General features: G+C 62.7%; 23 protein-coding genes. 7 read left to right on the top strand and 16 right to left on the bottom strand.

The features are described 5' to 3' along the window. Window positions 1–3: 3 nt before the first annotated feature. From LOY37_RS01050 to LOY37_RS01040, 3 genes are read right to left on the bottom strand one after another with little or no spacing between them, the layout of a single operon-like run. Window positions 4–975, bottom strand: coding sequence for a thymidylate synthase (locus tag LOY37_RS01050; protein ID WP_045201834.1), 972 nt, complete (start codon window positions 973–975; stop codon window positions 4–6). A gap of 47 nt (window positions 976–1,022) precedes the next feature. Next, on the bottom strand, window positions 1,023–1,832 hold the full coding sequence (gene lgt, locus LOY37_RS01045) for a prolipoprotein diacylglyceryl transferase (protein ID WP_045201832.1): 810 nt from the start codon (window positions 1,830–1,832) through the stop codon (window positions 1,023–1,025). 14 nt (window positions 1,833–1,846) lie between these two features. Further along, window positions 1,847–2,629: a sulfite exporter TauE/SafE family protein gene (locus LOY37_RS01040; RefSeq protein WP_045201826.1), complete on the bottom strand. Its 783-nt coding sequence runs from the start codon at window positions 2,627–2,629 to the stop codon at window positions 1,847–1,849. A 129-nt stretch (window positions 2,630–2,758) separates the two neighbouring features. Between LOY37_RS01040 and LOY37_RS01035 the strand changes: the two genes are divergently transcribed. Beyond that, window positions 2,759–3,505, top strand: coding sequence for an NRDE family protein (locus LOY37_RS01035; RefSeq protein WP_258716145.1), 747 nt, complete (start codon window positions 2,759–2,761; stop codon window positions 3,503–3,505). 48 nt (window positions 3,506–3,553) lie between these two features. Here LOY37_RS01035 and ptsP read toward each other — a convergent pair whose 3' ends face one another. Both ptsP and LOY37_RS01025 read right to left on the bottom strand, forming a co-directional pair. Further along, window positions 3,554–5,833, bottom strand: coding sequence for a phosphoenolpyruvate--protein phosphotransferase (ptsP, locus tag LOY37_RS01030; protein ID WP_045201822.1), 2,280 nt, complete (start codon window positions 5,831–5,833; stop codon window positions 3,554–3,556). Between the two features lie 22 nt (window positions 5,834–5,855). Beyond that, a complete protein-coding gene (locus LOY37_RS01025; RefSeq protein WP_010222140.1) occupies window positions 5,856–6,335 on the bottom strand; it encodes an RNA pyrophosphohydrolase in 480 nt (159 codons plus the stop codon). Between the two features lie 140 nt (window positions 6,336–6,475). Between LOY37_RS01025 and LOY37_RS01020 the strand changes: the two genes are divergently transcribed. Beyond that, window positions 6,476–7,132: an HAD family phosphatase gene (locus LOY37_RS01020; RefSeq protein ID WP_258608847.1), complete on the top strand. Its 657-nt coding sequence runs from the start codon at window positions 6,476–6,478 to the stop codon at window positions 7,130–7,132. Between the two features lie 46 nt (window positions 7,133–7,178). Here the strand turns inward: LOY37_RS01020 and LOY37_RS01015 are convergent, their stop codons facing one another. Together LOY37_RS01015 and ilvA are read right to left on the bottom strand one after the other, a co-directional pair. Further along, entirely contained in the window at window positions 7,179–7,607 is a 429-nt protein-coding gene (locus tag LOY37_RS01015) for a DUF2269 family protein (RefSeq protein ID WP_045201819.1), read from the bottom strand. A gap of 41 nt (window positions 7,608–7,648) precedes the next feature. Beyond that, the gene (gene ilvA / locus LOY37_RS01010) at window positions 7,649–9,163 is read right to left on the bottom strand and encodes a threonine ammonia-lyase, biosynthetic (RefSeq protein WP_258716144.1); all 1,515 of its coding nucleotides are present in this window, start codon (window positions 9,161–9,163) and stop codon (window positions 7,649–7,651) included. 136 nt (window positions 9,164–9,299) lie between these two features. Here ilvA and rpiA point away from each other — a divergent pair, with 136 nt between their 5' ends. After that, window positions 9,300–9,971, top strand: a complete 672-nt coding sequence (gene rpiA, locus LOY37_RS01005; protein WP_010222132.1) for a ribose-5-phosphate isomerase RpiA — start codon at window positions 9,300–9,302, stop codon at window positions 9,969–9,971. 60 nt (window positions 9,972–10,031) lie between these two features. Here rpiA and LOY37_RS01000 read toward each other — a convergent pair whose 3' ends face one another. The 4 genes from LOY37_RS01000 to LOY37_RS00985 form a co-directional block, all read right to left on the bottom strand. Further along, window positions 10,032–10,943, bottom strand: coding sequence for an SdiA-regulated domain-containing protein (locus LOY37_RS01000; protein WP_195885432.1), 912 nt, complete (start codon window positions 10,941–10,943; stop codon window positions 10,032–10,034). 86 nt (window positions 10,944–11,029) lie between these two features. Then, window positions 11,030–11,962, bottom strand: a complete 933-nt coding sequence (locus LOY37_RS00995; protein ID WP_093377345.1) for an SdiA-regulated domain-containing protein — start codon at window positions 11,960–11,962, stop codon at window positions 11,030–11,032. A 151-nt stretch (window positions 11,963–12,113) separates the two neighbouring features. Beyond that, window positions 12,114–12,779 (bottom strand): fumarylacetoacetate hydrolase family protein, encoded by a 666-nt coding sequence (locus tag LOY37_RS00990; RefSeq protein WP_258716143.1) that lies wholly within the window; start codon window positions 12,777–12,779, stop codon window positions 12,114–12,116. Between the two features lie 41 nt (window positions 12,780–12,820). Further along, the gene (locus tag LOY37_RS00985) at window positions 12,821–14,218 is read right to left on the bottom strand and encodes an FAD-binding oxidoreductase (protein ID WP_045201810.1); all 1,398 of its coding nucleotides are present in this window, start codon (window positions 14,216–14,218) and stop codon (window positions 12,821–12,823) included. A 172-nt stretch (window positions 14,219–14,390) separates the two neighbouring features. Between LOY37_RS00985 and serA the strand changes: the two genes are divergently transcribed. Further along, window positions 14,391–15,620, top strand: a complete 1,230-nt coding sequence (serA, locus tag LOY37_RS00980; protein ID WP_045201808.1) for a phosphoglycerate dehydrogenase — start codon at window positions 14,391–14,393, stop codon at window positions 15,618–15,620. A gap of 56 nt (window positions 15,621–15,676) precedes the next feature. On the opposite strand, the gene LOY37_RS00975 is transcribed toward serA, so the two are convergent. Further along, a complete protein-coding gene (locus tag LOY37_RS00975) occupies window positions 15,677–16,153 on the bottom strand; it encodes a DUF4399 domain-containing protein (protein ID WP_258716142.1) in 477 nt (158 codons plus the stop codon). Window positions 16,154–16,378: 225 nt separating this feature from the next. Here LOY37_RS00975 and LOY37_RS00970 point away from each other — a divergent pair, with 225 nt between their 5' ends. Continuing rightward, complete coding sequence (locus LOY37_RS00970) at window positions 16,379–17,146, top strand: transporter substrate-binding domain-containing protein (protein ID WP_258608835.1); 768 nt, start codon at window positions 16,379–16,381, stop codon at window positions 17,144–17,146. Between the two features lie 55 nt (window positions 17,147–17,201). On the opposite strand, the gene LOY37_RS00965 is transcribed toward LOY37_RS00970, so the two are convergent. Next, window positions 17,202–17,684, bottom strand: coding sequence for a DUF523 domain-containing protein (locus LOY37_RS00965; protein ID WP_093377352.1), 483 nt, complete (start codon window positions 17,682–17,684; stop codon window positions 17,202–17,204). A gap of 1 nt (window position 17,685) precedes the next feature. Further along, window positions 17,686–18,318 carry a 2OG-Fe(II) oxygenase gene (locus tag LOY37_RS00960; RefSeq protein WP_258716141.1) on the bottom strand — a complete coding sequence of 211 codons (633 nt, stop codon included), beginning with the start codon at window positions 18,316–18,318 and terminating at the stop codon, window positions 17,686–17,688. Between the two features lie 114 nt (window positions 18,319–18,432). Between LOY37_RS00960 and LOY37_RS00955 the strand changes: the two genes are divergently transcribed. Next, window positions 18,433–19,182 (top strand): DUF2059 domain-containing protein, encoded by a 750-nt coding sequence (locus tag LOY37_RS00955; RefSeq protein WP_258716140.1) that lies wholly within the window; start codon window positions 18,433–18,435, stop codon window positions 19,180–19,182. On the opposite strand, the gene LOY37_RS00950 is transcribed toward LOY37_RS00955, so the two are convergent. Beyond that, the gene (locus tag LOY37_RS00950; protein WP_195885428.1) at window positions 19,183–20,124 is read right to left on the bottom strand and encodes an alpha/beta hydrolase; all 942 of its coding nucleotides are present in this window, start codon (window positions 20,122–20,124) and stop codon (window positions 19,183–19,185) included. 98 nt (window positions 20,125–20,222) lie between these two features. Here LOY37_RS00950 and LOY37_RS00945 point away from each other — a divergent pair, with 98 nt between their 5' ends. Next, window positions 20,223–20,792 (top strand): DUF6436 domain-containing protein, encoded by a 570-nt coding sequence (locus LOY37_RS00945; protein ID WP_093377366.1) that lies wholly within the window; start codon window positions 20,223–20,225, stop codon window positions 20,790–20,792. Here LOY37_RS00945 and LOY37_RS00940 read toward each other — a convergent pair. Continuing rightward, window positions 20,789–21,337: a sugar O-acetyltransferase gene (locus LOY37_RS00940; protein WP_258716139.1), complete on the bottom strand. Its 549-nt coding sequence runs from the start codon at window positions 21,335–21,337 to the stop codon at window positions 20,789–20,791. The genes LOY37_RS00945 and LOY37_RS00940 overlap by 4 nt on opposite strands. Window positions 21,338–21,370: the final 33 nt, after the last annotated feature.

Genomic DNA, 21,370 nt, shown 5'->3' with positions numbered 1-21,370 from the left:
GGATCAGACCGCCATCGGCGCCGTCATTGGCGCGTGGTGCTCGTAGCCTTCGAGGCTGAAGTCGCTCGGTTCGATCTTCTCTAGCCACTCTGGCTCGTACACGCCAGTCTTGGCGAATTCCGGCACGCGATCACTGATCACCAGCTTCGGCGCAGCCAGCGGCTCGCGCTTGAGCTGTTCGCCCAGCATGTCCAGGTGGTTTTCGTAGACATGCGCATCACCGATGAAATAGGTGAACCAGCGCGGCGTGTAGCCGGTCAGGCGGCCCATCAGCGACAGCAGTGCGGCGCCTTCGGTGAGGTTGAACGGCGTGCCCAGGCCCAGGTCGTTGGAGCGGATGTAGAGGGTCAGGGAAATTTCCCTGGTCTCGACATTCGGGTGGAACTGGTACAGCAGGTGGCACGGCGGCAGGGCCATTTCGTCGAGCTGGGCGCAGTTCCAGCCGTGGAACAGGATGCGCCGGCTGCCCGGGTCGTTGTGGATGGTGTCGATGCACTGGCGGATCTGGTCGATGGCCTTGTACAGCACCACGAAGGCTTCGCCGTCTTCCTCGGCCTGGGCGATCTGCTGGAAGCCCTGGCTCTTGGCCAGTTCGATGGCCGCCGGGTTGCTCAGCGGGATGCGCTTGTAGGCCGGCCACTGGCGCCATTGCACGCCGTAGATCTCGCCGAGGTCGTCATGGCCCTGGCGAAACGGGTTGGCCAGCCACTGGGCGTTTTCGTTGGCGTTCTGATCCCAGACCTTGCAGCCCAGCTCACGGAACTCGCCGGCGTTCTTCACGCCACGCAGGAAGCCGACCATCTCGCCGATGGCCGACTTGAACGCCAGCTTGCGGGTGGTGATGGCCGGGAAGCCCTTCTGCAGGTCGAAGCGCAGCATGGCGCCAGGCAGGCTGATGGTGCGGATACCGGTACGGTTACCTTGAAGGGTGCCGTTTTCGATGACGTCGCGGACCAGATCTAGATACTGTTTCATGGCTTACCTGTAGCAAAGACGGCAGGGGATCGCCCTGCCGTGGAAATTCAAACGGCGGCCTTGACCGTGGGTTTGCGGTTGTAGGCCCACCAGATCAGGAAGATGCCACCGACAATCATCGGCACGCAGAGCAACTGACCCATGGTCAACCAGCCGAAGGCGATGTAGCCAAGCTGGGCATCGGGTACCCGCACGAACTCTACGATGAAACGGAAAATACCGTAGAACAGCGCGAACATGCCGGAAACGGCCATGGTCGGGCGCGGTTTGCGCGAGTACAGCCAAAGGATCAGGAATAATGCCACACCTTCCAGGGCGAACTGGTACAGCTGCGACGGGTGACGCGGCAACTGCGCCGGGTCGCTGAACGGCGGGAAGACCATCGCCCACGGCACATCAGTGGCCTTGCCCCACAACTCGGCGTTGATGAAGTTGCCGATACGCCCCGCACCGAGGCCGATCGGTACCAGTGGCGCAACGAAGTCCATCAGCTCGAAGAACGACTTGTTGTTGCGCTTGCCGAACCACAAGGCGGCGAGCATCACGCCGATAAAGCCGCCGTGGAACGACATGCCGCCCTTCCACACTTCGAGGATCAAGGTCGGGTTGGCCAGGTAGGCGTGCAGGTCATAAAACAGCACGTAGCCCAACCGCCCGCCGACAATTACGCCCATGGACAGCCAGAACACCAGGTCCGAGAGTTTTTCGCGGCTCCAGGTCGGGTCGAAGCGGTTCAGGCGACGCGAGGCCAGCAGCCAGGCGCCGCCGATGCCGACCAGGTACATCAGACCGTACCAATGGATTTTGATCCATTTCAGGTCAAGGGCTACTGGATCTATCTGCGGATAAGGCAGCATGGTGACTCCTCTCGTTAAAGCAAAAAGCTAAGGCCGACGCAAAACAGCAGCGCGGCGAACAGCCGCTTGAGCAGGCGTGGCGACAGTTTATGTGCCAGGCGCGCGCCGAAGCGGGCGAAAAACATGCTGGTCAGGGCAATCCCCAGCAGCGCCGGCAGGTACACAAAACCCAGGCTATGGGCGGGCAGGTGCGGGTCGTGCCAGCCGAGCCAGATGAAACTCAGGGCGCTGGCCACCGCAATCGGAAACCCGCAGGCCGACGAAGTTGCCACCGCCTGCTGCATCGGCAGGCTGCGCCAGGTCAGGAACGGCACGGTCAACGAGCCGCCGCCAATGCCGAAGATCGCCGAGGCCCAGCCGATCACGCTGCCGGCGAGGGTCAGCCCGGGCTTGCCAGGGATGCCGCGGCTGGCCTTGGGCTTGAGGTCGAGGGCCATCTGCGCGGCGATCACCAGAGCGAACACGCCGATGATCTTTTGCAGCATTGGCCCCTGAATGGCCGAGGCGGTCTTGGCACCGATACCCGCACCGACCAGGATCCCCAGGGTCATCCAGACAAAGATCGGCCACTGCACCGCGCCCTTGCGGTGGTGCTCGCGGATGGCATTGACCGAGGTGAAGACAATGGTCGCCAGCGAGGTGCCCACCGCCAGGTGGGTCAGCACCGACGCGTCGAAGCCTTGCAGGGTGAAACTGAACACCAGCACCGGCACGATGATAATGCCGCCACCAACCCCAAACAGCCCGGCCAGCACGCCTGCGCAGGCGCCCAGCGCCAGATAGAGCACGAATTCCATTGTCGCCCCCGTAAATTCAGTCCGGCATGGTAACGGAAGGTAGGCCTGCGGCTCTAGTGAAGACACATTAAGTCGATGGATCGCGTCGGACGCTATCGGTAGAGTGGGCAAAAACACAGAGGTCCACCTATGTGTCTGATCGTCTTTGCCTGGCGGCCTGGGCATGCCCAGCCGCTGATCGTCGCGGCCAACCGTGATGAGTTCTACGCCCGCCCCAGCCGCGTACTGGGGGCCTGGGAAGATGCGCCCGGGGTTTACGCCGGGCGCGACCTGGAAGCCGGCGGCACCTGGCTGGGGGTCGGCCCCAACGGCCGCTTCGCCGCGCTGACCAATATCCGCGACCCGCAGCAACCCCAGGGCACGCGCTCGCGCGGCGAGCTGGTGGCGGCGTTTTTGCGCGGGGAGCTTGGGGTTGAGGCTTACCTGGATCAGGTGGCCAGCCGCAGCCAGCAATATTCGGGGTTCAACCTGCTGGTCGCCGACAGCACGCAACTGGGTTACCTGAATGCCCGGCAAGCCACGCCGCAGTTGCTGGGCGCCGGGGTTTACGGGTTGTCCAACGCCGGCCTGGATACGCCCTGGCCGAAGCTGATCAAGGCGCGGGCGGGCTTGCAATTGCAACTGGCCGATCCACAGCCGCAACGCTTGCTGGAGTTACTTGGGGATAACCTGCCGGCGGCAGACAGCGAGCTGCCAGAGACCGGCGTCGGCCTGGGTACCGAGCGGTTATTGTCGAGCGTGTTCATTGCCAGCCAGAACTACGGGACCCGAGCCAGTACCGTGCTGATTGTCGAGGCCGATGGCCGGCGACATTTAGTGGAGCGCAGTTTTGGGCCGCTTGGAGGGCATCTGGGGGAGGTGTGTTTGCAGGTCTGACGCTATCGCTGGCAAGCCAGCGATGGGCTGCAAAGCAGCCCCCAAACCTCACAAAGGCTTGCCCACTCCTGGCCCGATCATCCGCGCCAGGCCCAGGTTCTTCAGGGCCAGCTGCAGCGAGCTGTGGATAACTTGCGGGTTGTCGATGCCCATGGCCTGGGCCAGCAGTTCCTTGGACTTGCTCATGCTGACCTGACGCAACATCCACTTCACCTTGGGCAGGTTGGTAGCGTTCATCGACAGGCTGTCGAAACCCATGGCCATCAGCAGCACCGCCGCCGCCGGGTCACCGGCCATCTCGCCGCAGATGCTCACCGGCTTACCTTCGGCATGGGCATCGCGCACCACGTTCTGCAGGGCCTGGAGCACCGCCGGGTGCAGGTAGTCATAGAGGTCGGCGACGCGCGGGTTGTTGCGGTCGACCGCCAGCAAATACTGGGTCAGGTCGTTTGAGCCGACCGAGAGGAAGTCCACCTGGCGCGCCAGCTCGCGGGTCTGGTACACCGCCGCAGGGATTTCGATCATCACCCCCACCGGCGGCATCGGCACGTCGGTGCCTTCGTCGCGCACTTCGCCCCAGGCCCGGTGGATCAGGTGCAGGGCTTCTTCGAGTTCGTGAATACCGGAAATCATCGGCAGCAGAATGCGCAGGTTGTTCAGGCCTTCACTGGCCTTGAGCATGGCGCGGGTCTGCACCAGGAAGATTTCCGGGTGGTCGAGGGTGACGCGAATACCGCGCCAGCCGAGGAACGGGTTGTCTTCCTTGATCGGGAAGTACGACAGCGCCTTGTCGCCGCCGATATCCAGGCTGCGCATGGTCACCGGCAGCGGGTGGAAGGCCGCCAGTTGCTCGCGATAGATCGCCAGCTGCTCCTTCTCGCTGGGGAAGCGCTGGTTGATCATGAACGGCACTTCGGTGCGGTACAGGCCGACGCCTTCGGCGCCACGCTGCTGGGCGCGAGCGACATCGGCAAGCAGGCCGGTGTTGACCCACAGCGGCATGCGGTGGCCATCGAGGGTCACGCAAGGCAGTTCGCGCAGGGCGTCAAGGCCCTGGGCCAGCTGGCGTTCTTCTTCGACGACTTCGGCGTACTGCTTGCGCAGCACTTCGCTGGGGTTGGTGTAGACCTCGCCCTTGTAGCCATCGACGATCATGTCGATGCCGTCGACCTTGGAATACGGCAGGTCGACCAGGCCCATGACGGTCGGAATGCCCATGGCCCGGGCCAGGATGGCAACGTGGGAGTTGCCCGAGCCCAGTACCGAGACCAGGCCGACGAGCTTGCCTTCCGGCACTTCGCCGAGCATCGCCGGGGTGAGTTCTTCGCTGATGAGAATGGTGTTGTCGGGATAGACCAACGACAGCTGACGGGCCTCCTGCAGGTAGGCCAGCAGTCGCCGGCCCAGATCCTTCACGTCCGAAGCCCTCTCGCGCAGGTAGGCGTCGTCCATCAGTTCGAAGCGATTGACGTGCTCGCCGACCACCTGGCGCAGCGCGCCCTGGGCCCATTGGCCGGTCTTGATCACCTGCACCACTTCACCGCCCAGGGCCGCGTCTTCGAGCATCATCAGGTAGACGTCGAACAGCGCGCGCTCTTCCGGGCGCAACTGGGTGGCGAGTTTGGCGGAGAGGTTGCGCATGTCTTCGCGCACCCCTTCCAGGGCGTTGTTGAACAGTTTCAGTTCGGCGTCGATGTCATCAACGGTCTTGTCCGGCACCACATCGAGGTCGGCCGGTGGCAACATGACCACCGCCTTGCCCACCGCAGCGCCGGGTGAACCGGGCACACCGACGAACTTGGCCTCCTGGATACCCTTGCCCTGACGGCCCAGGCCACGGATCGAACCGGTGGCCTCGGCATGGGCGATAACCCCGGCCAGCTGCGCGCTCATGGTCACCAGAAAGGCTTCTTCGCCCTCGTCGAACTGGCGCCGCTCCTTTTGCTGGATGACCAACACCCCGACCACCCGACGGTGGTGGATGATCGGCGCACCGAGAAAGGAAGCAAAGCGCTCCTCGCCGGTTTCAGCAAAGTAGCGATAACGCGGGTGGTCGGCGGCGTTTTCCAGGTTCAGCGGCTCTTCGCGGGTGCCGACCAGGCCCACCAGGCCCTCGTTGGGGGCCATGCTGACCTTGCCGATCGAGCGCTTGTTCAGGCCCTCGGTGGCCATCAGCACGAAGCGGTTGGTCTCGGGGTCGAGCAGGTAGACGGAGCAGACCTGACTGCCCATGGCCTCTTTTACGCGCAACACAATGATCCCCAACGCCGTCTTGAGATCCTTGGCGGAGTTAACTTCCTGGACGATCTTGCGCAGCGTATTGAGCATGGCTCGGGGTCGAACTCCGTCGTCAGTCGCGCGCCAGCAGGCGCGGGGCAAGCTCTTTGAGAGCGCGGCGGTAAACCTCGCGCTTGAATGTCACCACCTGGCCCAGCGGATACCAATAGCTGACCCAGCGCCAGCCGTCGAACTCCGGTTTACCGGTCAAGTCCATTCGCACCCGTTGCTCGTTGGAGACCAGGCGCAGCAGGAACCATTTCTGTTTCTGGCCGATGCACAGCGGTTGGCTGTGGGTACGGACCAGGCGTTGGGGTAAACGATAACGCAACCAGCCGCGGGTGCAGGCAAGAATTTCAACATCATCTCGCTCCAGCCCCACTTCTTCGTTCAGCTCGCGGTACAGGGCATCTTCCGGCGTTTCCTCGGGGTTGATACCTCCCTGGGGAAACTGCCAGGCATCCTGGTTGATCCGTCGAGCCCATAGCACCTGCCCAAGATCATTCGTCAGAATGATCCCGACATTGGGGCGAAAACCATCGGGGTCGATCACGGCAGCAACCTCGCAAACGCATGTCACGGCATTGTTCCACAAAGGTCACAAGGCCAGCAACGCGCCTGTTTACCTTATGTGCACCGATGTGAAAAGTCCGTATTCTGTGGGACTTTTCAGATGTTATGCGAGTGACTTAAATGCGCCTGGCTTTATTCGATCTGGACAACACGCTCCTTGGTGGCGACAGCGACCACGCTTGGGGTGACTACCTGTGCGAACGCGGCATTCTCGACCCGGTCGAGTACCAGAACCGCAACGACGCCTTCTATCAGGACTATCTGGCCGGCAAGCTGGACCTGAACGCCTACCTGAACTTCAGCCTGGAAATCCTCGCGACCACGGAAATGGCGCAACTCGACGAATGGCATCGCGACTTCATGCGCGACTGCGTCGAGCCGATCATCCTGCCCAAGGCCCTGGCCCTGCTGAAAAAGCACCAGGATGCCGGCGACAAACTGGTGATCATCACCGCCACCAACCGTTTCATCACCGGCCCGATCGCCAAACGCCTGGGCGTGCAGACCCTGCTGGCAACCGAATGCGAAATGGTCGACGGCCGTTTCAGCGGGCGCAGTACCGATATACCCTGCTTCCGTGAAGGCAAAGTGACGCGCCTGAACCGCTGGTTGCTGGAAAACGGCTACAGCCTGGACGACAGCTACTTCTACAGCGACTCGATGAACGACCTGCCGCTGCTGGAGAAGGTGGCCAACCCGGTCGCCGTCGATCCGGACCCGAACCTGCGCGCCGAAGCTGAAAAGCGCGGTTGGCCGGTGATCAGCCTGCGCGATTGATCGCCGCTATGGGAGCGACTGCTCGCTCCCACCGAAGCCCGCTTGATCAGACCGGCTTGGCACCCATCAGCCCGGCGATGGCGATAAAACAGACACCGCTGAACACCGCCAGCGCCAGGGTGAACTTCGGGTTGCCCACAGTCGGCGCCGTGCGCAGGCGGTTGACCCGCGCCAGCAGCCAGAACCAGCTGAACGCTGCGAAGGTGTAGATCACGCTGGACCCCAGCACCCAGGTCTGGCCCAGCGGCCAGCCGATCAGGTGCACCAGCCACCAGCCGGTAAAGGGCATGCTCACCAGGCAGATGCCCATCAACAGCCAGACAAACACCAGTGGCCGGGCCATCAGCCGGGTGTGGGCACTGGCATCGCCCTTGCGACGCGCAATAAAGGTCCAGATCGCCAGCCCCAGGGCGCTGCCCAGCAGCAACACGGTGGCCAGGATGTGGGCGGTTTTCAGGGTAGTCAGCAGTTCCATTTCTTATTTCTTCCTCAGGCGTTGCCCAACAGCGTAGACGCTCAGCCCAGGAACAGCCGGTACGCCGGGTTATCGGTTTCGTCCCAGTACGGGTAGCCAATCTTGGCCAGCGCCGCCGGCACCAGGTGGCGCTCATCATCCGGTACCTGCAGGCCGGCGACCACGCGACCATCGGCCGCGCCATGGTTGCGGTAGTGGAACATCGAGATGTTCCAGCGCCCGCCCAGCTTGTTGAGGAAGTTGAACAGCGCCCCCGGACGCTCCGGAAACTCGAACCGCAGCACCAGCTCGTCGCTGACCCGCGCCGCATGGCCGCCGACCATGTGGCGGATATGCAGCTTGGCCAGCTCGTTGTCGGTCAGGTCGAGCACCGGGAAGCCTTGCTCGGTCAGGCTCTGGATCAGCGCGCTACGCGGGTCGGTATCCGGATGGGTCTGCACGCCGACAAAGATGTGTGCTTCGCCGTCGGCATGGTAGCGGTAGTTGAATTCGGTGATCTGGCGCTTGCCCACCGCCTCGCAGAAGGCCTTGAAGCTGCCCGGCTGCTCGGGGATGGTCACGGCGATGATGGCTTCGCGGCCCTCGCCAAGCTCGGCGCGCTCGGCAACATGGCGCAAGCGGTCGAAGTTGACGTTGGCGCCGGAGTCGATGGCCACCAGGGTCTGGCCGGCCACGCCATTGAGTTCGACGTACTTCTTGATCCCGGCAACACCCAAGGCTCCGGCAGGTTCGGTGATCGAGCGGGTATCGTCGTAGATATCCTTGATGGCTGCGCAGATCTCGTCGGTACTGACGGTAATCACCGCGTCGACGTAGTCCTTGCAGATGTCGAAGGTGTGCTGGCCGATCTGCGCCACCGCCACGCCATCGGCAAACAGCCCGACCTGCGGCAATATCACGCGCTCACCCGCGGCCATGGCGGCCTGCAGGCAGTTGGAGTCGTCCGGCTCGACGCCGATCACTTTGATTTCCGGGCGCAGGTACTTCACGTAGGCGGCGATGCCGGCGATCAGGCCGCCACCACCGACCGGGACGAAGATCGCGTCCAGCTGACCCGGGTGCTGACGAAGGATCTCCATGGCCACAGTGCCCTGCCCGGCGATGGTGTGCGGATCGTCATAGGGGTGGATGTAGACATAACCCTTCTCGTCCACCAGCTTCAGCGAATAGGCCAGCGCTTCCGGGAACGAGTCACCGTGCAGCACCACCTTGCCGCCGCGCGAACGCACGCCTTCGATCTTGATCTCGGGGGTGGTCTTGGGCATCACGATGGTAGCCTTGATCCCCAACTCACGGGCCGCCAGGGCCACGCCCTGGGCGTGGTTGCCAGCCGATGCGGTGACCACGCCACGGGCCAGTTCCTCAGCACTGAGCTGGGCCAGCTTGTTATAGGCACCGCGAATCTTGAACGAGAACACCGGCTGCAAGTCTTCACGCTTGAGCAGGATGTTGTTGCCCAGACGCTTGCTCAGCTGGCCGGCGGTCTGCAACGGAGTTTCGACGGCGACGTCGTAAACGCGCGAGGTGAGGATCTTCTTGACGTACTGTTCGAGCATCGGGAAAGCATCACTGAGCGGTTGGGCGGGGTTTGCGAGTCTACCCCAGCGCCCTGTCGGGCGACCACAGCAAGGCAGGGGTTTTAGCCGCTATACTACGCGCCTTCACGATACTCCTCCCCGCTTCGGAGCCCGCATGACCCAGGACCAACTCAAACAGGCTGTCGCCCAGGCCGCTGTCGATTTCATTCTGCCCAAGCTCGACGACAAGAGCATCGTCGGCGTCGGCACCGGCTCGACCGCCAACTGCTTCATTGATGCCCTGGCCAAGCACAAGACCGCCTTCGACGGCGCGGTCGCCAGCTCCGAAGCGACCGCGGCACGCCTGAAGGGTCATGGCATTCCGGTGTACGAGCTGAACACTGTCAGTGACCTGGAGTTCTACGTCGACGGCGCCGACGAAAGTGACGAGCACTTGAACCTGATCAAAGGTGGTGGCGCGGCCCTGACCCGCGAGAAAATCGTTGCCGCCGTGGCCAAGACCTTCATCTGCATCGCCGACGCCAGCAAGCTGGTACCGGTGCTGGGCGCCTTCCCGCTGCCGGTCGAAGTCATCCCCATGGCCCGCAGCCATGTGGCCCGCCAGCTGGTCAAGCTCGGTGGCGACCCGGTGTACCGCGAGGGTGTGCTGACCGATAACGGCAACATCATTCTCGATGTGCACAACCTGCAGATCACCAACCCGGTCGAGCTGGAAAGCCAGATCAACGCGATTGTCGGCGTGGTCACCAACGGCCTGTTCGCGGCGCGCCCGGCGGATCTGCTGTTGCTGGGGACTTCGGAAGGGGTCAAGAGCCTCAAGGCCTGATAGCATCGCGAGGCAAGCCCGCTCCTACAATGTAGGAGCGGGCTTGCCCCGCGATAATGCCTACTCGGTCGGCTTCTTGAACACGTAAAACAGGTTCGGCTCGCTGACCAGGTAAATGGTCCCGGCATCGTCCATGGCGATACCTTCGGCCTGCGGCACACTCTTGTTCAAGCCCTGAAAACCCTTGCGCAGCGACAAGGTGCTCAACGGCTTGCCCTGCACATCCAGCTCCAGCACCAGTTGCGACTCATCCGACAGCGCCAGCAAGTGGCCGCTGCGCTCATCGAACTGCAAGCTCGACAGATCCCGCACAAACAGTCGCGAATCACGCTTCTGGTCCTGCACCACATGCACCGCATACGGCTGCTCGGGGTTGTCGTGGGGGAAGCCATGCACTTCGTAGATCAGCATCGGGTCGCGCTCCTTGGCGACGAACAGACGCTTGCCGGCCGAGTCGTAGGCCAGGCCTTCAAAGCCTTTGTTGCCATTGAGGCCAATGCCCAAGGTCAGCTGTTCGGCATCCTTGGCGTCGAGAAACGGCGTGTTGTCGGTCAGGCGCACGCGAATCAGGCGCTGCTCGCGCTCATCGGTAATCACGTAGCTGTTGGCGCCGACGTACTCCACCGCCTCCGGATCGCCAAAGCCGGTCAACGGCACGCGCCGCAGGATGCGCCCGTCCAGCGACAGCTCGATCAGCTCGGAGCGCTTGTTGGTCACGGTGAACAGGCTGTTGCGGTCAGGGTCGAAGGTCAGCGCCGAGATATCGTCGTCCAGGCCTTCGATGGGTTGCGCCTCAAGCACCACCTGGTATTGATCCAGGCCGATGCTCTGCTCGAACGGCTGCCACCAGGTCTTGAGGTTGAACCAGCCGCGCTCGAACAAACGGTATTGCTGCCCGGCAACGGCGACCAGGAGCAAGGCGAGCAGGCTCGCAACCAGGAAAATCAGCGGCAGGCGGATGTAGCGACGCATTCAGGTGGACTCTTTGGGTGACAGCCTGAATCTTCCCACACTCAACTGAAGCGAAACTTAAATCCTGACGTAGGAAAAGTCTGAAATCACGGCTTTTTGAAACGATAGAACAAGTCCGGCTCACTGACGATGTACAGCGTGCCGTGTTCGTCCATCGCCACGCCTTCGGCGCGCGGAATTCGCTTCTTCAGGCCGTTGAAGCCGCCCAGCAGGGTCATGAAGCTGACCTGCTCGCCCTTCTCGTCCAGCTCCAGGAGCATGTTGGAGTCAGCCGACAGCACCAGCAGATGCCCGGTGCGCGGGTCGACACCCAGCGCCGAGAGGTTGCGCAGGTCCAGTTCGTCGCTTGGCAGCGGCTGCTTGTCGCCGGTCAGCGGGCTGTGGCCGTCGCTTTTCCAGGTGAACAATGCCGGCGGCCGCTCTTCACCGAGGATGATGCGCTGCTGCAGAGGGTCCCAGGCCACGGCTTCGAAGGCCTTGTTCTGGTTTGCCGAGGGGCCGAGGTCGTATTGGGGGAAATCGGCGATGTTCAGCGACTTGGTGTCGGCAGCAAGGGTGACGATGGTCATCTTGTGATCGCGCTCGTCGACGATCGCCAGGCGCCCGCCTTCAAGCACGGCCACGCCCTCGGGGTTGCTCCAGCCTACCAGGGGCATCTTGCGCAGCACATCGCCTTCAAGGGTCAGTTCGACCAGAAAGGGATTCTTGCCCATGACCGCGAACAGAGTTTTGCTCACCGGGTTGTAGGACAGGTCGGAAGCTTCATCGTCCTCCATGCCCGGCAATACCTTGGCATCGATATCGACCTGGTAGTCCGGCAACCAGATGCTCGCCTGTTGCTCGCTCTGGCTTTCGAAACGCTCCTGCAACCAGAGCAGGCCACGGTCATCCCAATGCATGGCGATCGCCACGCCATAGCCGATGATCGCCGCGGCCACCAGCCAGGTGGACCAGCGCAGGGCCAGGCCACGCTTGCGCGCAGGCGGCAGGGAATTGCTCGAAGGAAGAGGAGTGGCCATGGATTTGTGCTCTTTTTGCCAGTTGATAACACCGTACCGGCACATTTCGCAGAGCCAGGTCCGCAAGCATTATCCGGATCGATTGTGAAAAAAATGGCAAAAGCCGACGGGCAGTATGGCAGCCAGTATTTCTGGCTGCCACGTCGGTGGTTCAGAGCACCTGGCTTTCGAAACGGCTGACGCCTGGCAGTTCGAGCACCAGTTGGTCGCCGGGGTTGAGCGGGCCGACGCCAACCGGGGTACCGGTGAGGATCACGTCGCCGGCCAGCAGCGAGAATTGCGTGGCCATGTGCTGGATCATCGGCACGATCGGGTTGAGCATCAGCGCGCTGTTGCCGTCCTGGCGCACCTCACCGTTGAGGGTCAGGCGGATGCCGATGTCAGTCAGGTCTTCAAAGGCACTGACTGGCACGAACGGCGGCAGTACGCAGGCGCCATCGAAGCACTTGGAGCGCTCCCACGGCAGGCCCTTCTCTTTGAGCTGCGCCTGCAGGTCGCGCAGGGTCAGGTCTAGGGCTGGGGCAAAACCGGAAATGGCGTCGAGCACTTCTTCTTCTGTGGGGCTGGTGGACAGCGACTTGCCGAGCAATACGGCAATTTCCGTCTCGTAGTGCACCGAGCCACGCTCGGTCGGGATCTTGAAGCCGCTGTCGAGCGGCACCACGCAACTGCCTGGCTTGATGAACAGCAGCGGCTCACTCGGGATCGGGTTATCCAGCTCTTTGGCGTGCTCTGCATAGTTGCGCCCGATGCACACCACCTTGCCCAGCGGAAAGTGAATACGCGTGCCGTCTACATACTGGTGCTGATAGCTCATTACCGACTCCTGGCGCTATTGGATGCTCTTGTGCCTGTGGCTTACTCGACCGCGAAGATCTTGCCCGGGTTCATGATCCCGTTAGGATCGAACGCCGCCTTCACTGCTTTCATGTATTCGATTTCGACCGGCGAACGGCTGTAGGTCAAGTAGTCGCGCTTGGTCATGCCGACGCCATGCTCGGCAGAGATCGAGCCGTTGTACTTCTCGACGGTCTCGAACACCCACTTGTTGACCGTCGCGCACTTGGCAAAGAACTCGTCCTTGCTCAGGTTGTCGGGCTTGAGGATGTTCAGGTGCAGGTTGCCGTCGCCGATGTGGCCATACCAGACCACTTCGAAGTCCGGGTAGTTATCGGCGACGATCGCGTCGATATCTTTCAGGAACGCTGGCACTTTCGACACGGTCACGGAAATGTCGTTCTTATACGGGGTCCAGTGCGAGATGGTCTCGGAGATGTACTCGCGCAACTTCCACAGGTTCTGCAGTTGCTGCTCGCTCTGGCTCATGACGCCGTCGAGCACCCAACCCTGCTCGACGCAGTGCTCGAAAGTGGCCAGGGCATCATTGGCCACCTCTTCGTTGCTGGCTTCGAACTCCAGCAAGACATAGAACGGGCAGTCGGTTTCGAACGGTGCCGGCACGTCGCCACGGCCCATGATCTTGGCCAGGGCCTTGTCGGAAAAGAACTCGAAGGCTGTCAGGTCGAGCTTGGCGCGAAACGCGTGCAGCACCGGCATGATCGAGTCGAAATCCGGGGTACCGAGGACCATCGCCGTGAGGTTGTTCGGCGCCCGATCCAGGCGCATGGTCGCCTCGACCACAAAGCCCAGGGTGCCCTCGGCGCCGATGAACAGCTGGCGCAGGTCGTAGCCGGTGGCGTTCTTGATCAGGTCCTTGTTCAGCTCGAGCAGGTCGCCCTTGCCGGTGACGACCTTGAGGCCGGCCACCCAGTTGCGGGTCATGCCGTAGCGAATAACCTTGATCCCGCCGGCATTGGTGCCGATATTGCCGCCAATCTGGCTGGAACCTGCCGAGGCAAAGTCCACTGGGTAGTAGAGGCCCTTGTCTTCGGCAAAATCCTGTAGCTGCTGGGTAACCACCCCCGGCTGACAGACCACCGAGCGGTCGAACTCGTTGAAATCGAGAATCTGGTTCATGTAGTCGAACGCCACGACCACCTCGCCATTGGCCGCCACCGCTGCAGCTGATAGCCCGGTGCGACCGCCCGACGGCACCAGGGCGACCTTGTGCCGGTTGGCCCAGCGCACGATGGCCTGGACCTGGTCGATGCTCTTGGGGAAGACGATGGCCGAGGGCGCGGGGGCGAAGTGCTTGGTCCAGTCCTTGCCGTAAGCCTCAAGGGAGGCGGCATCGGTCAGCACCTTGCCGGGCTCTACCAGGGTCATCAGCTCATCAATCAGCGCAGAATCGGTCATCGATAGAACTCTCGAACTATTCATAGTCACCCTGAGCACTCTTCACGTCCCAGGGATGGGCGTATCGGGGGGTACTCATGCTAGCATACGCCCCCCGCTGATCGTGCTTCAGGCCGATGCTGCGAGAGCTTCACTTCCCTGCCATTTTTCTCCGGGACACAGGTTTACGCAGATGAGCAAGACTTCTCTCGATAAGAGCAAGATCAAGTTCCTTCTTCTCGAAGGCGTCCACCAATCCGCCGTGGACGTCCTCAAGGCCGCCGGGTATACCAGCATCGAGTACCTCACCGGTTCTCTGCCCGACGCTGAGTTGAAAGAAAAGATCGCTGATGCCCATTTCATCGGCATCCGCTCGCGCACTCAACTGACCGAAGAGGTTTTCGACTGCGCCAAGAAACTGGTCGCTGTCGGCTGTTTCTGCATCGGTACCAACCAGGTTGACCTGAACGCCGCTCGTGAGCGCGGTATCGCCGTGTTCAACGCGCCGTACTCCAACACCCGCTCGGTGGCCGAGCTGGTGCTGGCCGAAGCGATCTTGCTGCTGCGCGGCATCCCCGAGAAAAACGCTTCCTGCCACCGTGGCGGCTGGATCAAGAGCGCGGCCAACTCCTTCGAGATCCGCGGCAAGAAGCTGGGCATCGTCGGCTACGGCTCGATCGGCACGCAACTGTCGGTCCTGGCCGAAAGCCTGGGCATGCAGGTGTTCTTCTTCGACCCGCTGACCAAGCTGCCACTGGGCAACGCGACCCAGGTCACCAGCCTCAACGAACTACTGGGCCTGGCCGACATCGTCTCGCTGCACGTGCCTGAGCTGCCATCCACCCAGTGGATGATCGGCGAGAAAGAAATCCGCGCGATGAAGAAGGGCTCGATCCTGATCAACGCCGCCCGCGGTACCGTGGTCGAACTGGATCACCTGGCTGCGGCGATCAAGGACAAGCACCTGATTGGCGCCGCCATCGACGTGTTCCCGGTCGAGCCGCGCTCCAACGACGAGCAATTCGAAAGCCCGCTGCGTGGCCTGGACAACGTGATCCTGACCCCGCACATCGGCGGTTCCACCGCTGAAGCCCAGGCCAACATTGGTCTGGAAGTGGCCGAAAAGCTGGTCAAGTACAGCGACAACGGTACTTCCGTGTCGTCGGTCAACTTCCCTGAAGTGGCCCTGCCGGCGCACCCGGGCAAACACCGCCTGCTGCACATCCACGAAAACATCCCGGGTGTACTCAGCGAAATCAACAAAGTGTTCGCCGAAAACGGGATCAACATCTCCGGTCAGTTCCTGCAGACCAACGAGAAAGTCGGTTACGTGGTTATCGACGTTGACGCCGAGTACTCGGACCTGGCGCAAGAAAAACTGCAACAGATCAAGGGCACCATCCGTTCCCGCGTTCTGTTCTAAGTTTTCCGTGCGACAAAAAAGGGAGGCCGTGATGGCCTCCCTTTTTTATGCCCGCCTTACTTGACGGTAACGGTGATCTTCTTCGACTCGACGCTTGGCTTGAACGGCACGTGGAACTTGTCGCCCAGCACCAGTTGCAGAGTGTGCTTGCCCGGGGTCAGGGTCAGTTTTACTTCAGTCTGTGCCTTGCCGAAGTGCAGCACCTGTGGGCCCGCCGCCAGCGGCGCGTTGTTTTCCGGCAGCAGGCTGGTTGGCAGTACCTGGTCGGCTGCAGGTTCTTGATCGACGTCCACCAGCAAGTGGTGGTGGCCGCTATGCGGGGTCTGATCACCCGCCGGCTTGAGCTCCATGCCCTCGATGCCGAATTTGACGGTAAAGGTCTGGTCGACCGTGGCGCCATCGGCCGGGGAAACGATGAAGACCTTGGCGTCTTTTGGCGGCTCCTGGCTTTTCAGGCCATCGGCGGCAGCGGCAAAGGCCGAGACCCCCATCAGCAATCCGGCGACGGCTGCACGCGAAAATAGGCTTTTCATTCACTTCTCCTGTGTTTTACTTCAATAACCCTTGCCACTGAACGAACGGCAACGGTGGATTACCATAGTCCAAATGCGTCAAAACATGTTTAACAACGGTGACAGAAAAATTTCACCGCCCGTTAAACATCCTCCACCTGACGTGGTCTTAAGTTGTGTTCGACCGTGACAACACCAGAAAGTCGCGGCGACTCGATTTCACTGCCAAGCATTCAAGGGGCTTAAATGCGTTTTGCCATTGGGGTACTACTTGCCACCCTGCTCAGCCCATGGGCACAGGCCGAGCTGATCGACGACGTCAACGACCGCGGTGAACTGCGCATTGCCGTAGAAGCCAACATGGCGCCGTTCAATTTCAAGGAAAACGACAAGCTGAGCGGCTTCGAAGTCGAACTTGGACAGTTGCTGGCCAACGAACTGGATGTGCGCGCCGAGTTTGTCGTGGTTGAAGCCAAAGACCTGCTGCAAGGCGTTGAAAGCGGCAGCTACGACATCGCCATCAACCACATCGCCGCTACCCCTGAGCTTAAGGAGCGCCTGGATTTCAGCGAGCCCTACGCGTATTCCAGTGCCCAACTGATCGTGCGCAAGGAAGAAAAGCGCCCGCTGAGTTCCCTCCAGGCCCTCAAGGGCCATAGCCTGGGCGTGGTCCAGGGCAGCCAGTTCGCCGAACAGGCGCGGGTGGTCGAAGGCGTGGACCTGCGCAGCTACGCGGATGCCATGCAGCCGATCAAAGACGTGGCCAGCGACCAGATCGATGCCGCCATCAGCGACCGTTTGCTGGTGCCCTATGCCATCCGCGACAGCCAGCAAGCGGTGAGCAAGGGGGCCACCGTTGGCCCGATCCTGACCCTGGCGATTCCGTTTCAGAAGGGAAACCCGGCGTTCCAGAACTCCCTGGACGGCGCGCTGCAGCGGATCAAGGCCGATGGCCGGCTGAGCGAGCTGTCGCAGAAGTGGTTCGGGATGGATGCGAGCAAGCCGCCTAAGTAACAAAAGCTTCGCGGGGCAAGCCCGCTCCCACCGGGCCCGGTGCCCCGCGATGGTGTTAAAGCTGTTTCAAGGCTTGCTCTGCCGCCTCAAGCTCCAGCTCACTGAACACCTGCACCCCTTCCCGGCGCAGTAACGCCACAGTCACCCCTTCGCCGGTGACTTTGGTGCCACTGAAGGTACCGTCATAAGTCAGCAGATTGCCACACGAAGGACTGCCTGACTTGAGCACCGCGATACGGATGCCATGCCGCCGCACCAGCTCCAGCGCCCGCTGCGCACCGGCCAGAAATTGCACACTGACATCCTCGCCCGTGACGGTCAGTACCTGCGTGTCACCTTCGAGCACCGCTGCGCCCTGGCCACCGAGGATCTCCGCCGGTGGCCGTGGCGTTGGCAAGCCGCCGGCCACTTCAGGGCACAAAGGCACGATGCGCCCCTGGTTTTGCCACTGCTGGAGCAAATCCGGATGGCCGCTGGCGCGTCCGTCATAGCGCACCGGCTGGCCGAGCAGGCAGGCACTGACCAGGACCTTGTGCATCTCAGAACGGCTCGTTGCCACGGCGGCGGAACCAGCCGGTCAAGGACAGGCGGTCGCGATGGGCCGGCAGCACCTCATGGGGGACTTCGCCGGACAGGAACACCACCAGGCAACCGCCGATCGGTGGCACGTCGTGCTCGACCTCACCCTTGAGGGTCATGCGTAGCTGGCCGCCATGTTCGGGCTGCCAGCCTTCATTGAGGTAGATCACCGCCGAAACCATGCGCCGGTCGTCGTCGCGAAAGCGGTCAAGATGTTTGCGATAAAAGGCACCCGGCGGATACAGGGCGAAGTGGCACTCGAAGTCCTCAAGACCGAGGAACAGCCCGCGATTGAGGGCCAGGCGCAGGCTGTCCATCAGCGCCAGGTAGTGGTCGCAAGGCTCGGCCTGGCCGGGCTCCAGCCACTGGATGCGGTCGCCGCGGATGCCCTCGCGGACCTCCTGGGCAACGCCCCGACCCACGGCTGCCGGTTCCAGCTCGCCCTCGGCGGCGCGTTTGCGGCACTCGGCCGCCAGCGCCAGGGTCAGAGGCTCTGGAAGAAAGGTATCTTGCTGCGACCAGCCACGGGTGGCCAGGTCGTCGACGATGCGCAACAGCAGGGGGTCATCAGGGGATATGTGCATGTCGCGCATAGTATCGATCTGCTGCGAAATCCGACAGCGCCACTTGGCCGAGAGTATGCAATGGCTTCTCGACAAAGCCCCGCCATGGCAAGGACAATAGCGCCCTGCCGACAGGAGTCCTGAATGCGCCGTTTGTTTTTACTGCTGATGATGATCTGCACCACGCCTGTCTGGGCAGACAGCCTCGACCAACTCTACAAGGTCGCCGGCTGGCCCGAGCAGCGCGCCCACTTTACCGATGCCCTCGATGTCGCCCAGCAGCGCTATCGCAACAGCCTGCCGCCTGCGGTTTACCAGGCGCTGGTCAATAACAGCAATCAGCGCTTCCAGGCCCAGGCCGTGGATAAACGCGCCGAGGCCCAATTGCGCGCCAATCTCAGCGATCCAGCGCCGGCCCTGGCGTTCTTCCAGTCGCCGCTGGGGCGCAAGATCGTCGCCGCCGAACTGCTCGCCACCCGTCGCGACCAGTTGGCCAAGAATGCCAAGGGCCTGCCCAAGGTCCAGGCCAGCGACAACCGCCTGCTGATCATCGGCCACCTGGCCCAGGCCCTGCCGGCCCGTGAAGCCGGTGCCGAAGTGAGCCTGGCGATTGCCGGGGTCGCCGCCGACAGCCTTAGCCAGATGATCCCCGGCCTGCTCGGTGGCGGCCAGGCCCAGGGCCTGCTCGACGGCCAGCGCCAGCGTTTGATGGAGCAGATCGGCAGCGAGCTGAACAACACCTTGCTGTACGTCTATCGCGACCTGTCCGACGCCGAGCTTGAAGAGTTCGCCACCTTTGCCGAATCCGCTGAAGGCAAGGCTTACTACAAGGCGGCCCTGGCGGCGATCCGCGCGGGCCTTGCGGTGGGCCAGGAAACCTCGCAGCTGAAGTGATCAGCCCAGGCGCTGGTCGATGAACTCGAAATAGCGCGCGCGAATCGCCGGCAGCTCGTTGGCCAGGTGATGCCGCGCTTCGGGGATCATCAGGATCCGCGGCGCAGCGAACTTCTCCCCCAGCACCTTGAGGTTGTACGGCCAGTCGACGGTCATGTCGCATTCGCCCTGGATGATCAGCGGCTGGCGCGGGCTGAGCGGCGCCGCCTCGATACGCTTGACCCAATCGAGCAGCGCCCCGACCCAGGCCGTCGGCAGGCGCCTTGGCTGCAGCGGGTCGGCCAGCAGGAACGGCAAGAAGGTCGGGTCGTTGCTGTTCTCGCTGAAGCGCCGTTCGATGCCGTTGACGAACGGCTTGAGCACCCGGTAGCTGAACTTCGACCAGCGCCAGGCCCGTGGCCGTACCAGCGGCGCCAGCAGGATCACCTCGCCCTGGGCCGGGCTCTGGGCGCCGTGATGCAGCAGATGGTCGACGACGATCGCGCCACCGGTACTTTGCCCGAACAGGTGCCAGGGCTGCGGCAACTCAAGGCTGCGGGCCTGCTCGAACAACGCATGCAGCACCTGCTGGTAGGCGCTGAAATCATCGATGCTGGCCCGCTCGCCGCTGGACAGCCCGTGCCCAGGCAAGTCGCAGGAGATCACCGCATAGTGCTGGTCCAGCGCCCAGTCGATGACATGCCGGTACAGGCCCATGTGATCGTAAAAGCCATGCAGCAGAATCAGCGTTGCCACTGGCGCTGCCGGCAGCCACACCTGGCCGACCACCTCGAAACCTGCGGCGTCGAAGCGCCCGAGCCAGCTCTGCGGGGCCTCTTCGCGGGCGGGCAGATCCAGCCCGTAGAAGCGCTGATAGGCCTGGCCCTGCGTCGACAGCGGCTGCCGCGCCGCCAGGGAGGTCAGGCTGGCACGTAGGGAGTCGGGCTGAAATGACGCGGGCATAAAAGAATTCCAGACGCAAAAGCGGGTTATTGACCTGTGATATTCATCTGTCGCCGCCGGCATGGCAAGCTAGGCGACTTTTTTCGGACACTGCCGACATGCCCCGCTCGCCCCTGCGTACCCTGCTTGGCCTGTTGCTCGCCGCCCTCTGCGGCGCCGGCCTGTGGTGGGCCTACGACAGTTTTCAGAGCCGCTACCTGCGCACCTTCGACAACCAGACCGCGCTGTTCTCCGGCGACCGCCTGCAACTGCCGGCGGGCATTGCCGGCCCCGGCCCGATCCGCCTGGTGCACTTCTGGGACCCGGCCTGCCCGTGCAACGTCGGCAACCAGCAGCACCTGGGCGAGCTGATCGAGCACTTCGCCCCCCAAGGCGTGGAGTTCTACGTGGTGCAAAAACCCGGCACCCGCGGCCAGCTGCCTGCCACCCTCAGTGCGCTCAAACCGCTGGGCGAGCTGCCCGGCGCCGAACACCTGCCGGCCACCCCCGGCGTGGCGATCTGGGACCGCAACGGCCAACTGGCCTACTTCGGCCCCTACAGCGAAGGCGCCACCTGCAACTCCAGCAACAGCTTCATCGAGCCGATCCTGCTCGCCCTGAGCCAGGGCCGCGCCGTCAGCGCCACGCACACCATGGCGGTGGGCTGCTACTGCCCCTGGCAGCCCTAGCGCACCCGCGCAGGGTTGCCCACCACGGTGGCACCCGCCGGCACATCGCGGGTGACCACGCTGCCGGCGCCGATCACCGCGTTGTCGCCCACCGTCACCCCCGGCAGGATGATCGCGCCGCCGCCGATCCACACGTTGTTGCCGATCTTCACCGGCCGCCCGCTTTCCAGGCCGCTGCGGCGTAGCGCCGGGTCCAGCGGGTGGTCGGCGGTGTAGATCTGCACCGCCGGGCCGATCTGGCAGTCATCGCCGATGCTTACCGGGGTGACGTCGAGGATCACGCAGTTGAAGTTCATGAACACATTGGCGCCGACACTGATGTTGTAGCCGTAGTCGCAATAGAACGGTGGGCGAATCACCGCGCCGTCACCGACCTTGCCGAAATGCTCGACCAGCAAACCATGGCGCTGCTCATTGAGCAGCTCGGCGCTGTTGTTGTAGCGCTGCATCCAGTGCTTGTTGGCGATCTGTTCGGCCTGCAGCTGCGGGCAGCTGGCGTGATAGAGCTGGCCGCTGAGCATCTTCTGCTTTTCACTGAGATTCATCTTCCCTCCTTTGGGGCTATCCTCTGTCCGACT

The organism is Pseudomonas sp. B21-012 (assembly GCF_024749305.1).
Taxonomy (GTDB): Bacteria; Pseudomonadota; Gammaproteobacteria; order Pseudomonadales; family Pseudomonadaceae; genus Aquipseudomonas.
The sequence above is the reverse complement of the archived record's forward strand: the minus strand, read 5'-3'. Positions and strand labels throughout refer to the sequence as shown.